This window comes from Sphingobium fuliginis (genome assembly GCF_015074805.1).
In the GTDB taxonomy this organism is placed as follows: domain Bacteria; phylum Pseudomonadota; class Alphaproteobacteria; order Sphingomonadales; family Sphingomonadaceae; genus Sphingobium; species Sphingobium fuliginis.
In genome coordinates this window covers 833,691-847,411 of record NZ_CP060036.1, presented here as the reverse complement: position 1 = coordinate 847,411, position 13,721 = coordinate 833,691, and the positions used below count along the sequence as shown (strand labels likewise).

The following is a 13,721-nucleotide window of genomic DNA, read 5'->3' as shown; positions in this document are numbered from 1 at the left end:
TGGCATGGCGGCGGCATTTGTGGTTCGAAAGCAACATCCCCTCCCGATAATCTTGTATGAGTATTGACAATAATCCTCCTCCAATCAATAGGCATTGTTAGCGCTAACTAAAAATCAGTCGATTCCTTGTTATCGTTTGACGGTGAAGGCGCGCGGCCGGGGCGACAGCCCCGCATTCAGATGCAAAGCATCATTTTATTGGGGAGAGCAGGATGTCGGATTTCCAGTTTCAACGCCGTTTGATGCGCGCGGGTTGCGCCATGGCAAGCATGGTCGCGCTCGGCATCGGCCTTGTCCATGCGCCCGCTTTCGCTCAGGCGGCGAGCCAGGCTTCGGCGCCCCAGAATGGCGAAGAGCGCGCCAGCACTTCGGACATCGTGGTCACCGGATCGCGCATCAAGGCCAGCGGCTATACCGCGCCGACGCCCACGACCGTGATCGATGAAACGTCGATTCAGGCCAATGCGCAGCCCAACATCTTCACCACCATTGCCCAGTTGCCGTCGCTTCAGGGCTCAAGCGGCACCACGGTCAACACCTTCAGCACCTCAAGCGGCCAGCAGGGCCTCAGTTCCTTCTCGCTGCGCGGCGTGGGCGCGATCCGTACCCTGACGCTGATCGATGGCCAGCGGGTTGTCGGCGCAAACGTGACCGGCGTTCCCGACGTCAGCCTGTTCCCGCAATTGCTGATCCAGCGCGTCGACGTGGTGAATGGCGGTGCGTCGGCCTCCTACGGATCGGACGCCGTGGGCGGCGTCGTCAACTTCATCACCGACACCCGCTTCAAGGGGCTGAAGGGCAATATCCAGGGCGGCATCAGCAAATATGACGACAATGAACAGGTGCTCGTCCAGCTTGCGGCCGGCACCAGCTTCCTGGACGATCGCGCGCATCTGGTCGTCAGCGGCGAATATGCCAATGAAGACGGCGTGGGCGGCGGCGACTGGGGCATCGGCCTGGCCGGCGGCCGCGACTGGTTCAAGCAGACCAGCCTGATCGACCGTGGCGTCATCAATGACGGATCGCCGCGCTATGTGCTGCGCGATTATGCGCAGGCCTATAACTACACCAAATATGGCCTCATCACCTCCGGCCCGCTGCAGGGCACGGCGTTCGACCAGAACGGCAACCCGTTCCAGTTCAACTATGGATCGAACGGCGTCCCCGCGCGTGACGGCACGACCAATGTGCGCGGCTGCTTTCCCGGCTTCTGCCTTGGCGGAGACCTGTCGGGCAATGTCGATGCGGGCCGTTCGCTCCAGTCGTCCATCGAACGCATCAACACTTATGCACGCCTCGGCTTCGACTTTGCCGACAATGACGAACTCTACTTCACCTTCAACTTCGGCCAGGTGAAGACGCAGAACCAGCCTGTGGGCGGCATGAACAAGCCGGGCCTGACGATCCAGTGCGCCAATCCGTTCGTGCCGGCGTCGATCAAGGCGGCCTGCGCGACGGCGGGCATCACCAGCTTCGGCTATGGCACCAGCAACGCCGCGCTGGGCAACACGCAGGTCAACACCGACCGCCGCCAGTATCGCGCGGTGATCGGCGCCAAGGGTCAGTTCGACTTCCTGGGCACCGAATGGTCGTACGACAATTATTATGAGCGCGGCACGAACTATACCGACATCGATGTGTCGAACATCCTGCTCACCAACCGCTTCAACGACGCGATCAACGCAACCACGCTGAACGGCGCGGTGGTGTGCGCCAGCGCCGCGGCGCGGGCGAACGGATGCCAGCCGCTCAACATCTTCGGCGGCAACCCGTCGGCGGCTGCGCTCGCCTATATCATGCCGGAGAACGGACCCCGCCAGCGGACCCGCCAGACGCAGGACGTGGTCAGCATCAACATCTCCGGTTCGCCGGTGGAACTGTGGGCCGGGCCGCTGTCGATCGCCTTCGGCGGCGAATATCGCCATGAATTCTATCGCGTGAAGGCCGATCCCTATGGCGTCGGCACCAATTTCCAGCCGAGCGAACCCGACTATCCGTTCGATCCCACGCTGCTGCCCGGCGGCAACAACTGGTACGCCGGCAATTACAAGAGCGGCGGCGGCGCCTATGGCGTGAAGGAAGCCTTTTTCGAGGCCGATCTGCCGGTCCTCAACAGCGACGCGCTCGGTCGCGCCAACATCAACGGCGCGGTGCGCGTGACCGACTACAGCACGTCCGGCACCATCTGGGCATGGAAGGTCGGCGGCACATGGAACCTCCCGATCGAAGGATTCCGCCTGCGCGGCGTGACGTCCAAGGACGTCCGCGCGCCCAACCTGTCGGAACTGTTCGCCGCGCCGGTCACCACGACATTGCCCAATTTCTTCGACCCGTTTCGGGGCGTCAATGTGCTCGCGATCCAGAACAGCATCGGCAACCCGAACCTGCGTCCGGAAACGGCGCGCAACACGACGGCGGGCATCGCCTTTTCCGGCGCGTCCTGGCTGCCGGGCCTCAGCGTTTCGTTCGATTATTACAAGATCAAGATCAAGGACGTCATCTCCAGCCTGGGCGCGGGCGACATCGTCAACCTTTGCTTCCAGAATGTCCGTCCCGAAACCTGCAGCGCGTTCAACCTGAACAACCAGCAGGGGCCGAACTTCATCAATGTGCAGGCGTTCAACCTGGCGTCGATCGATACCAGCGGGTTCGACATAGAGGCGAGCTACCAGTGGCGGCAGCCTCTGGGCCTGCCGGGCACCCTGACCCTGCGCGGCCTTGCGACGCATGTCAGCAAGTTCGTGACGGACTCCGGCCTGATCGGCACGATCCCGGTCGACAGCGCGGGCGTCAATACCGGCAACACGCCCGACTGGAAGTTCCTGTCGATCCAGAGCTACGAGAATGAGAAATTCTCGTTCATGATCCAGGAGCGCTGGTTCAGCGACGGCGTGCTGGGCCACCAATATGTGGTTTGCCAGCCGGGCACCTGCCCTGCGTCCACCAACAATCATCCGACCATCGACCAGAATTTCATGCCCGGCGCCTTCTACATGGACATTGGCGGCACCTATAATGTCACGCCGCAGGTGACCGCCTATTTCAAGGTCGACAACCTGTTCGATCGCGATCCGGCCAAGTCGCCATTCTTCGTCAATCCCGCGCTCTACGATGTCGTCGGGCGCATGTATCGGGCAGGCGTTCGTTTCCGTTTCTAGGACATGGTGCGGGAAATCGGGAACCGGTCTTCTGCTCATGACCAGGTCAACGTCTGAATGAAGACCATGCTGTCGGGGTCGAAGCGACACCGGCAGCATGGCGATGAACTGGGGAGAGGTTTGCGTCCAGAGCTTTGCCTGGGCCAGGGCAGCGGCGGTTTTCCCCTTCCCCCGCCTTGCCCCATGCCTCTCCTCCCTCTTCTTCCGCGGCATCGGGCCGCTTGCGCCGGGCCGTCAAGCGCGCAATCCCTTCCTTCCACCGGGAATATGTGGTAGCGCTCCCAAAATAAGAGGCGAGAGGGTGGGATGGCAGGGGATATTTTTCCGTCGCTGACGAACATATTGGCGCCCCACGGGCCGCCGGTCAGCGCGAAGCTGCTGAGTTTCGCTCCCGGCGACTACAGCATCCATTTCTTCCTGCAACTCGCGCTCATCGTCCTCGCCTGCCGGGGGGTGGGCTGGTTCTGCCGCAAATTCCTGGCGCAGCCCCAGGTAGTCGGGGAAATGATCGCCGGCGTGATCCTGGGGCCCTCGCTGTTCGGCGTCGTCGCGCCCGACCTGCAGGCGATGATCTTTCCCAGGGAAACCAACAATGTGCTATACGCCGGCGCGCAGTTCGGCGTGGCGCTTTACATGTTCCTCGTCGGCCTGACGCTGCGCCTGGATCATTTCCAGTCGAAGGCCCGGAACGCGGCGATGGTGTCGGGCGCGGGGCTGTTCGCGCCTTTCGTCATCGCGATCCTGATCACGCCCTGGCTTGTCACCGTTCCCGGCCTTTTCGCGGAGGGCATAGGTCAGGGCAGCGCGACGCTCTTCATGGGCGCATGCATTGCCCTGACCGCCTTTCCGATGCTGGCGCGGATCATCAACGAACGCGGCCTTGCCGACAGCCCGCTCGGAACCCTTTCGCTGACGGCCGGGGCGTTCGACGACGCCGCATCCTGGTGCGTGCTGGCCGTGGTGCTCGCCCTGTTCGGCGGCGGCAGCGGCGTTGCCGTTCTGGCGATCGTCGGCGCCTTCCTCTATGTCGGTTTCCTGCTGCTGTTCGGTCGGCGCCTGCTTGCGCCGCTGGGGCGCGCGGTAGAGGCGCAGGGCGAAATGAGCATGACCGTGCTGGCGATCACGCTGGCGCTGTTCTGCCTGTCCGCCTTCATCATGGACGCGATCGGCATTCACGGCATATTCGGCGGCTTCATCCTGGGCGTATTCATGCCGCGCGGTTTGTTCGTGGAGGAACTGAGGAAGAAGGTCGAACCGTTGGCCGTCGTCATCTTGCTGCCGATGTTCTTCACCTATTCCGGGTTGAACACGCGCCTCGACATGGTGAATTCGCTTTCCTTCCTGCTCATTGCGCTCGGCATATTGGTCGCCTCCATCCTTGCCAAGTTCGGCGCCTGCTATGCGGCGGCGCGCCTGTCGGGCGAGGATAATCGGACCGCGCTGGGAATCGGCGCGCTGATGAACTCGCGCGGACTGATGGAACTCATCATCATCAATATCGGCATTCAGAAGGGCATTATCGAACCCGCCCTGTTCTCGATGCTGGTGTTGATGGCGATCGTCACCACCATGATGGCGGGGCCGCTGTTCGAGATAGTCTATGGAAGGCGCGCGCGGGCGGAGGGGGAATTGGGTCGGCTGGGGGCCGCGGCCTGATCTCCCTGTCGTGAGCCGCCCCTAAGGTGTGTGGGGATTCAGCTCAGGGTGGAGCGAAAATGGTGGATTTCGAGAACCTCGAAACGAGGCAGGTGACTCGTTTCGACGCAGCGTACTCAAAGTACGTGAGCACTGGAAGCGCAGAAAGCCGTCATTTGCAGCCCGCCATGGGCTGAATCCCCACACACCTTAGACCGGCCGAACCGGCACGACCGCGAGCATATCGGAGGATGTGAGGAAAAGGCGTCGCCCGGCGGCGTCCAGCGCGCAGTTCGCCACCGACTTGCCCGTCCCGATCAGCCCCAGCGCCCTGCCGTCCGGGGCGAGTATGTGGACGCCCCCCGGACCTGTGGCGAAGACATGCCCATTGCGTGAAACCTTGATGCCGTCCGGCAGGCCGGGCAGGCCCTTCTCCTGTTCCGCGCGCATGTCGTGGAACAGGCGCTGACCCGTCGGAAAGCCGCGTTCATCGAGCGAATAGGCCAGAACCTCCGGCCGCTGCTCATCGGACAGTGCAAGATAGAGCGTCCTGCCGTCCGGCGATACCGCAACGCCATTGGGGCGGCGGTGACTGCCGTCCAGCAGCGACAGCGCTCCGTCCGGACCCAGCGCATAGAGGCCGCAATGCTCCAGTTCCCGCAACGCAGACCTATCGCCATCCGTCAGCCCATAGGGCGGGTCGGTGAAATAGATCATGCCCGACGGCGCGACGCACAGATCATTGGGGCTGTTGAAACGCTTGCCCTGGAACCGGTCGGCCAAAATGGTCCGGGCGCGCGTGCGCAGGTCGATTCGCACGATGGCGCGCGTGCCGCTGTCCGCGGCGATCAGCGCGCCGGAGGAATCGATCGCCAGACCGTTGAGGCCCGGCTCCCTGATGCCGGGCGGCACGGGGCCTTGCAGGCCGGAAGGCGACAGGAACGGACGCACCCCATCCTTCGGCCGCCAGCGATACAGGATATTGGACGGCGGATCGTTGAACAGCAGGCAATTGTCCCGCGGCGCCCAGACCGGACCCTCGGCCCATTTATAGCCCCTGGCGAGGACGGTCACGGACGCGGATGGCGCGACGATCCGGTCCAGTTCGGGGTCGAGCCGCCGGATCGAGCCGATGGGGGCGGCCACCGCCGCGCCCAGCCGCGCGCCGACGGGCAGGCTCGCCAGACCGGCCAGGAACATCCGGCGCGACGTCATGCCCTTATGGCGACCTCTCGCCGCTCGGCCGCCGAACGGTAGATCGCTTCGATCACGCGCATGTCGGCAAGGCCTTCCTCGCCCGGCACGATGGGGGTCGTGCCGTTGACGATGCATTCGGCCATATGATCGAGCTGCCCCGCAAACTGGTTCTTGGCCGCGGGCGGGAGCGTGCGCGGGGTCGTGACGCCATCCTTGCGGATCGACATGCTCTGCCCCTGATAAGGGGTCGCCGGTTCCATGTCGATCCAGCCCTGCGTGCCGATGACGCGATAGCCATTATGGGAGGAACTATAGCTGGAGATGCAGTTGGCGACGATGCCGGATGGAAAGCGCAGCAGGAAGCTGATGCGGTCCTCCACCGTCTTGAAGCGGGGATCGGCTTTGTCCGTGGTCTCGACGGCGCTGACCGAAACCGGCTCTTCCCCGGTCAGGTAACGGGCTGCGTTCAGGCTGTAGATGCCGATGTCCATCATCGATCCGCCGCCCGACAACGGTCGGTCGAGCCGCCACTGGTCCGGCCGGGCCGGGAAACCATGTTCGGCGGTGATGAGGCGGGTGGGGCCGACATGGCCGCCGCGCGCCAGTTCGATGGCGAGCCGGTTATAGGGTTCGAACCGCGAACGATAGCCGATCATCAGCTTCGTCCCCGCCTTGCGGCAGGCGGCGATCATCGCCTCGCACTCCGCGACGGACACGGCCATGGGCTTTTCACACATCACATGCTTGCCCGCCTGCGCCGCGCGGATGCTATATTCGGCATGCATGCTGTTGGGCAGCACCACATAGACGACGTCGATGTCCGGATTGTCCCGGATGCGATCGAAATCGGCATAGCTGTAGCGGTGGGTCGCCGCTATGCCATATTGCGCGCCATATTGGTCCAGCTTGGCCGGCGTGCCGCTGACGAGGGCGACCAGCCTCGCATGCTCGCAACCCGCGAAGTTCGGCATGATCTGGCGCGTGGCGTAGGAACCCAGCCCGACAATGGCATAGCCGATCTTGCGCGCCGGCGCCGCGCCGGCGCGCGTTGCCATGCCGGCCAGAACCATTCCGGCGCCAAGGCCGCCCAGGATTTCACGACGGGAAGTGGTCGCCACGCGAAGCTCCCTTTTTTCTGGAGGATGAATGAGGGGTCAGTCGGCGGCGCGGCCAAGCGCGGGGCGCAGCCAGCCCAGATTGCGCGCGACGATGGCCGCCTGGGTGCGGTTGCGGACGTTCAGCTTCCGCATCAGCGCCGTCATATGAACCTTCACCGTGGCTTCGGCCATGCCCAGTTCATAGGCGATCTGCTTGTTCAGCAGGCCCGAATGAACGCAGCGCAGAACCTTCATCTGGGTGGGGGTGAGCTGGGGCGGTTCGGCCGTCCTGATGCCCTGGGGCCTCTGATCCTGATGACCGAGGCTGTCATGCAGATCCAGCGCGATGTGCATCCTCTCTCTCCCTGTTTTGCCGGGCGCTGTCCTGCCCGGCGCTATTCTACCCGGCCTATTCCGCCAGGCTTGCCGAGGCAGCGCGGTTCGCGCACTGCCATGTCGGATTCGATAACGCTAACATACCGGAATCGGTCAGACAGCTTCAAGCGAAAAATGCGATATACGACCCCATATCTGTGGTTTTGCGCTGAAATCATGGCTATGACCTGTCTAACAGGTTTAAGCAGCGGCTGATCTCCGCATGGCCCTATCACCATATAGAAGAGAGGGGAGAGGATGGCGTTAACATCAGTTATGGCGGCGGTGGCTCCTCATCCGCCGGTCGCCCGCGTCGGTGCGGGAGCAGGCGCCGCATGAGCCCGGCGGACTATCGGCTGATCTTCTCGGCCATTGCCGGCATCGCGCTCTCCATCACGCTCATCATCCGGGGGCGGCTGCATCCGTTCGTGGGCCTGCTCTGCGGCGCCTTCACCGTGGGGCTGCTGGCGGGCCTGCCGATGGAGGAAACCGCAAAGGCGGTGGAGAAGGGCGCGGGCGCCATCCTGGGCGGCACGGGCCTTGTCGTCGCGCTTGGCCTCGGCCTTGGCGCGATGCTCCAACTGTCGGACGGCGCAGGCGGACTCGCGCGCGCTGCGCTGCGCATTTCAGGCATTGGGGGCGCGCCCTGGGCCAGCCTTTTCACCGCCATCGTGATCGGTCTGCCCCTCTTCTTCGAAACGGGGCTGGTGCTGCTGCTGCCGATCGTCGCTTCGGCGGCGGCGGCCTTGCCCAATGGGCAGAACAACGACACGGCCAAGCTCCGCCTGATGCTGCCCGCCCTGTCGGGCCTGTCGGTGGTCCATGCGCTGGTGCCGCCGCATCCCGGCCCGTTGCTGGCCGTGAACGCGCTGGGCGCCAATCTGGGCCTGACGCTGGTCTATGGCCTGATCGTCGGCATCCCCACCGCCATCATCGCCGGCCCGCTGCTGGCCCGCTTCACCGCGCCCGGCGTGAAGCTCAGTCCTCCGCTGCTCGATCCCGTGCGCGTCGATGTCGCGACTCCTTCCGTCGGCCGCGCACTGGCGGCCGTGCTGCTGCCGGTCGTGCTGATCGCGGCGGGGCAGGCGGTCGCGCTGATGCCGCCGGACATGGCGACGCTGTTCCACTGGCTGAGCTGGATCAGCGATCCGGTCGTCGCGCTGCTCGTGGCGGTGCTTGCTGCATTGCCGCTGCTGTTCGGGCGACGCATCGCCGACCGCAGCATCCAGAACGCCATCTGGACGGAGGCGATGACGCCCGCCGGGGGCATCATCCTGGCCATCGGCGCGGGCGGCGCGCTGAAGCAGGTGCTGGTGACGGCGGGGCTTTCCGACATGTTGGTGCGGCTGGCGCAGGGCGGCGCGATCTCCCCGATCCTGCTTGCCTGGGGCGTGTCCGTCTGCATTCGCCTGGCGACCGGTTCAGCCACGGTGGCGACGATCACCACGGCAGGCGTCATGGAGGGGCTGGTCGCCGCATCCGGCGTGCAACCCGAATGGATGGTCCTCGCCATCGGCGCGGGTTCGCTGTTCTTCTCGCACGTCAACGATCCCGGTTTCTGGCTGGTGAAAAGCTATCTTGGCACCGACATGCCCGGCACTTTCAAGACCTGGTCGATCATGGAGACAGTCGTCGCCGTCGTCGGCCTGCTGCTGGTGCTGGCGGCGAGCAGTATCTTCTAGCAAGGGGGCAGCCATGACTTCGACAGACAGGCAGGTGTCCCGATGACGCAGGCGCGGCTTTCCGACCATGCCTATGCCGGCATTGTCGAGATCATCAAGGCGGAAGGTCTGGAGGTCGGTGAACGCCTGCCCTCCGAATCGCGGCTGGCGGAGATGTTCGGCGTCTCCCGCGCCATCGTGCGGGAAGCTTTGGTGCGGCTGGCGTCGGACGGCATAACGGAGGCGCGGCGGGGCGCCGGCTCCTTCGTCAAGAGCCGCCCGTCGGAACGGCTGACGGCCTTCATGCCGCTCAGCGAACTGCCGACGACGCTCGGCAGCTATGAGGTGCGCTTCGTGCTGGAGGCGGAGGCCGCGCGCCTCGCCGCCACCCGGCGGACGGGGCATGAAATGGCGCATATCGAAGAAGGGCTGGCGCTGTTGAGCCAGGCCCTGCTGTCCAGCGAGCCCGCCCATGCCGAGGATATGGAACTGCACCGCCGCATTGCGGAAGCGACCGGCAATCCGGCCTTCGTCATCACCTTCGATGCGCTATATGGCGATGTAGAGAAGATCATGCGGGCGGGCGTCGACATCTCCCGCTCCCGCCCGCCGGAGGTGATCGCGACCATGCTGCGCGAGCATGAGCTGATCGTCGACGCGATCCGCGCCCAGGACCCGGAGGGCGCCGCGCTCGCGATGCGCTGGCATTTGTGGGAAGGACGCCGCCGCCTGATGCCGTGAAGGCAATCAGCGCAGCCAGTCCAGCGTCAGATCGCGCAGCGCGCCGGGCGGCGTGTCGGTGGTCAGGATCATCGCGCCCTCGTCCGGCTGCGGCCGTTCCAGCGTCGCCAACTGGCTGTCCAGCAGGCTGGCGGGCATATAATGGCCGGGGCGGTTGCAAAGGCGCGCCAGCAACTGGTCCCGGCTGTTTTCCAGCAGGACAAAACGCACAGGCGCGCCGATCGCCGTGCGCAGCCGGTCGCGATAGCTTCTGCGCAGCGCCGAGCAGGCAAGGACCGCCGCGCCGTTCGCCGCTATCGCATCCGCCGCCGCTTGCCCCAGACGGTCGAGCCAGGGCCAGCGATCCTCGTCGGTCAGCGCCCGCCCGCCGCGCATCTTCTCCACCGCATCGGTCGAGTGGAAACTGTCGCCCTCCAGAAAGGGACAGGCCAGCGCTTCGGCCAGCAGGGCGCCCAGCGTCGACTTGCCGCAGCCGCTGACGCCCATGACGATGACGGCGAGCGGCAAGGAGGGGGCAGGATCGGCGGATGATGGCAAAATGGCGTCCCTGGCAGGCGGGCGATGGCGCCCTGATGACGCACCGCCCCGATGTCCCTTCGCTATAGCTTTGCCGGCAGAGGCATGAAAACTACGACCTTTGTCGCAAGTGCCAAGCGCCGGCCCCGGCCTTAGCCATGGGTCGAGGCGACAACTATCTCGGGAGACGGTGATGATCGGACGCGCCATGATGGCGGCTCTGCTGGCGGCGACGGCCCTGGCGGGGGCCGAACAGGCACAGGCGGAGCAGGCATCCTCCGCGGGCCGCTCGGTCTTCCCCCTTGCCCCCGACGAACCCGATGCCGTCACCGTCAGGGCGAAGGGCGACGGCCGCGCGGACGACAGCGCGGCGATCCAGCAGGCGCTCGACAAGGCGCGGGACAGGACCGGCCATGGCATCGTCTTCCTGCCGTCCGGCACCTATCGCATCACGCGCACGCTGGTGATCCCGGCGGGCGTGCGCGTCTATGGCGTGGGGCCGACGCGCCCCGTGATCCTGCTGGGCGCCAATACGCCCGGGTTCCAGCAGGGCGTGTCGACCATGATCGTCTTCGGCGGCGGCGACCAGTATAATGTCGGCCAGGTGCCCGTGCCGGTGCCGACCGTCGTCCCGCGCGAAAAGGTGGTGCGCGACGCCAATTCAGGCACTTTCTATTCCTCGATGAGCAATGTCGACATAGAGATCGCGCCGGGCAATCCGGCGGCGGCGGGCGTGCGCTTCCGCATGGCGCAGCATGCCTTCCTCAGCCATATGGAATTCCGCCTCGGCACCGCCTTTGCGGGCGTCTATCAGGCGGGCAACGTCATCGAAAATGTCCATTTCCAGGGCGGCCGCTATGGCATCGTGACGGAAAAGACCTCGCCCGCCTGGCAGTTCACCCTGCTCGATTCCACCTTCGACGGCCAGCGCGACGCCGCCATCCGGGAACATGAGGTGGACCTGACGCTGGTCAATGTCGCGATCCGCAACACGCCCGTCGGGATCGAGATCGACCGGGGCTATGGCGACAGCCTGTGGGGCAAGGATGTCCGATTCGAAAATGTGTCGAAGGCGGGCGTCATCATCTCCAATGAGAAGAATGTCTTCACCCAGGTCGGCTTCGAAAACGCGCTGGCGGTGAACAGCCCGGTCTTCGCGCGCTTCCGCGACAGCGGGCAGGCGGTGAACGGCAAGGGCAGGGCCTATAGGGTGGCGTCCTTCTCCTACGGCCTCGCCGTGCCCACGCTCGGACGGACGGGCGAGTACAGGACGGAAGCGGAGGTGGAGGCGCTGCCCGCCATGCCCGCGCCCAGGACGCCCGCCATCCGCGACCTTCCGGATATGGCGCAATGGGTCAACGTCCGCACGCTGGGCGCGATGGGCGACGGCAGGGCGGACGACACCGCCGCGATCCAGAAGGCGATCGACAGCCACCGCATCCTCTATTTCCCGACCGGCTTCTACAAGGTCACCGACCGGTTGAAACTGCGCCCGGACAGCGTGCTGATCGGCTTGCACCCGGCGATCACGCAGCTTTATATTCCGGACAACAATCCCGGACATGCCGGCCTCGGCACGGTGCTCCCCATATTGGAAAGCCCCAGGGGCGGCGACAATATCCTGTCCGGCCTCGGCCTCTTCACCGGCCGCGTGAACCCGCGCGCCTCCGCGCTGCTGTGGCGCTCGGGCGAGAACAGCCTGGTGGACGACGTCAAGATCATGGGCGGCGGCGGCACCCCCACCGCAGACGGCACGACGCTCGGCAGCCTGCGGGTCCACACCGGCGATCCCGTCACGGACGACCGGCTGGACGCGCAATATCCCAGCATCTGGGTCACGGACGGGGGCGGCGGCACCTTCGTCGATGTGTGGAGCCCCAACAGCTTCGCGCAGGCGGGTTTCTATGTCACGGACACCCGCACGCCGGGCCATGTCTATGAAATGTCGGTCGAACATCATGCCCGCAATGAATTCGTGCTCGACAATGTGCATAATTGGGAGTTCCTGGCGCCCCAGACCGAACAGGAAGTGGGCGACGGGCCCGACGCCATCTCGCTCGACATCCGCAATTCCAGCAACCTGCTGTTCGCCAATTATCATGGCTATCGGGTCACGCGCACCTATGCGCCGGAGGAAAGCGCGGTGAAGCTCGCCAATTCGGGCGACATCCGCTTCCGCAACGTCCACATCAACGCCGAAAGCGGCTATGCCACCTGCGACGACGAAGGCTGCGGCACCTTCCTGCGGGCGAGCAAATATCCGTTCGACAATGCGATAGAGGATGTGACTCGCAAGCTGTTCGTGCGGGAAAGGGAGTTTGCGAAGCTCGACATCGGACCGGCGGGCAGCACCATCCCCGCCCCGCCGCCCGGCGGCACGAAGGTCGATAAGCTGGAGGACGGCTTCTGGTCGATCTCCGGCGCGGCGGTGGACCCGCAGGGCGCGCTCTATTTCATCGACCGCCGGTTCCAGCGCATCCACCGCTGGAGCGAGGACAAGGGGCTGGAGATCGTGCGCGACCATGCGCTCGACCCGGTGAACCTTGCCATCGACGCATCGGGCCATGTGATGGTGCTGTCCTCCCTGGGGCCGAAGGCGGGCGTCTATTCCTTCGATCCGGCGGGGCCGAAGGATGCGATGACGCCGATCCGGCCCACTCCGGTGCGCAACGCCGCCGCCGCCCGGACATTGCTGCCGGTCAACTGGTGGAACAATGGCGAGTTTCGCGACCAGCTCGACTTCGGGACCTATCGGTTCACCACATTGGCGGAGATGTTCGCACGCGACGTGGGAACGCCCAAGGCGCAGGAATATCTGTCACCGGACGGCAGCCTGTCGCTGCCCGCCTTCCGCACCTGGCAGCAGGGGCCGGTCGACCATAGCGGCTGGCGCTGGTCCGACAGCCTCAACGCTTATGGTTTCGTGTCGGGCGAGCCGGGCGAGCGCCTGTTCGTCACCAATGCGTCGGAAAATGTCACCTATAGCGGCACGGTGGGCGCGGGCGGCGCGCTGACCGATCTTCGCCGCTTCGCCAATCGCGGCGGGGAAAGCGTGGCCGTGGACGGCCGGGGCCGCGTCTATGTCGCGAACGGGCAGATCTTCGTCTATGGGCCGGACGGCAGGGAAAGCGGCCGGATCGACGTGCCCGATCGTCCGTTGCAGATCCTGTTCGGGGGCCCGGACAGGCGCACGCTGTTCATCCTGACGCACCACGCCCTCTACGCGGCGAAGCCGTAGGAAAACGCCGCCACGGCGCGCCTACGACCTATGTCGTAAGTGCGGCGCGGCGGGCCGGGGGCTAATCTTTGCGGCATCGCCGGGCATGGGCGCAGCCGGCCGG

The 13,721-nt window shown here is 65.2% G+C and carries 9 protein-coding genes; 5 read left to right on the top strand and 4 right to left on the bottom strand.

Annotated features, from left to right (window positions below):
* Positions 1–260 precede the first annotated feature (260 nt).
* Positions 261–3,158 carry a TonB-dependent receptor plug domain-containing protein gene (locus H5V43_RS19930; protein ID WP_244968694.1) on the top strand — a complete coding sequence of 966 codons (2,898 nt, stop codon included), beginning with the start codon at positions 261–263 and terminating at the stop codon, positions 3,156–3,158.
* A 306-nt stretch (positions 3,159–3,464) separates the two neighbouring features.
* Positions 3,465–4,814 (top strand): cation:proton antiporter, encoded by a 1,350-nt coding sequence (locus H5V43_RS19925; protein ID WP_025549230.1) that lies wholly within the window; start codon positions 3,465–3,467, stop codon positions 4,812–4,814.
* 189 nt (positions 4,815–5,003) lie between these two features.
* Here the strand turns inward: H5V43_RS19925 and H5V43_RS19920 are convergent, their stop codons facing one another.
* The 3 genes from H5V43_RS19920 to H5V43_RS19910 form a co-directional block, all read right to left on the bottom strand.
* Complete coding sequence (locus H5V43_RS19920) at positions 5,004–6,008, bottom strand: SMP-30/gluconolactonase/LRE family protein (RefSeq protein ID WP_044661133.1); 1,005 nt, start codon at positions 6,006–6,008, stop codon at positions 5,004–5,006.
* Positions 6,005–7,060 (bottom strand): Gfo/Idh/MocA family protein, encoded by a 1,056-nt coding sequence (locus tag H5V43_RS19915; protein ID WP_044662968.1) that lies wholly within the window; start codon positions 7,058–7,060, stop codon positions 6,005–6,007. The genes H5V43_RS19920 and H5V43_RS19915 overlap by 4 nt, the downstream gene beginning before the upstream one ends.
* Positions 7,061–7,144: 84 nt before the next feature.
* Complete coding sequence (locus H5V43_RS19910) at positions 7,145–7,441, bottom strand: response regulator transcription factor (RefSeq protein ID WP_025549227.1); 297 nt, start codon at positions 7,439–7,441, stop codon at positions 7,145–7,147.
* Positions 7,442–7,797: 356 nt separating this feature from the next.
* Between H5V43_RS19910 and H5V43_RS19905 the strand changes: the two genes are divergently transcribed.
* Positions 7,798–9,144 (top strand): GntT/GntP/DsdX family permease, encoded by a 1,347-nt coding sequence (locus tag H5V43_RS19905; RefSeq protein WP_025549226.1) that lies wholly within the window; start codon positions 7,798–7,800, stop codon positions 9,142–9,144.
* Positions 9,145–9,186: 42 nt separating this feature from the next.
* Complete coding sequence (locus tag H5V43_RS19900) at positions 9,187–9,864, top strand: FadR/GntR family transcriptional regulator (protein ID WP_044661134.1); 678 nt, start codon at positions 9,187–9,189, stop codon at positions 9,862–9,864.
* 6 nt (positions 9,865–9,870) lie between these two features.
* Here H5V43_RS19900 and H5V43_RS19895 read toward each other — a convergent pair whose 3' ends face one another.
* Complete coding sequence (locus tag H5V43_RS19895) at positions 9,871–10,401, bottom strand: gluconokinase (RefSeq protein ID WP_025549225.1); 531 nt, start codon at positions 10,399–10,401, stop codon at positions 9,871–9,873.
* A gap of 172 nt (positions 10,402–10,573) precedes the next feature.
* Between H5V43_RS19895 and H5V43_RS19890 the strand changes: the two genes are divergently transcribed.
* The gene (locus H5V43_RS19890) at positions 10,574–13,618 is read left to right on the top strand and encodes a glycosyl hydrolase family 28-related protein (protein WP_025549224.1); all 3,045 of its coding nucleotides are present in this window, start codon (positions 10,574–10,576) and stop codon (positions 13,616–13,618) included.
* Positions 13,619–13,721 lie beyond the last annotated feature (103 nt).

Bases quoted from the DNA above. Each gene is read 5' to 3' on its own strand.
- H5V43_RS19910 (WP_025549227.1), bottom strand. From the start codon at position 7,441: ATGCACATCGCGCTGGATCTGCATGACAGCCTCGGTCATCAGGATCAG.
- H5V43_RS19915 (WP_044662968.1), bottom strand. From the start codon at position 7,060: ATGGTTCTGGCCGGCATGGCAACGCGCGCCGGCGCGGCGCCGGCGCGC.
- H5V43_RS19905 (WP_025549226.1), top strand. From the start codon at position 7,798: ATGAGCCCGGCGGACTATCGGCTGATCTTCTCGGCCATTGCCGGCATC.
- H5V43_RS19900 (WP_044661134.1), top strand. From the start codon at position 9,187: ATGACGCAGGCGCGGCTTTCCGACCATGCCTATGCCGGCATTGTCGAG.
- H5V43_RS19920 (WP_044661133.1), bottom strand. From the start codon at position 6,008: ATGACGTCGCGCCGGATGTTCCTGGCCGGTCTGGCGAGCCTGCCCGTC.
- H5V43_RS19930 (WP_244968694.1), top strand. From the start codon at position 261: ATGGCAAGCATGGTCGCGCTCGGCATCGGCCTTGTCCATGCGCCCGCT.
- H5V43_RS19890 (WP_025549224.1), top strand. From the start codon at position 10,574: ATGATCGGACGCGCCATGATGGCGGCTCTGCTGGCGGCGACGGCCCTG.
- H5V43_RS19925 (WP_025549230.1), top strand. From the start codon at position 3,465: ATGGCAGGGGATATTTTTCCGTCGCTGACGAACATATTGGCGCCCCAC.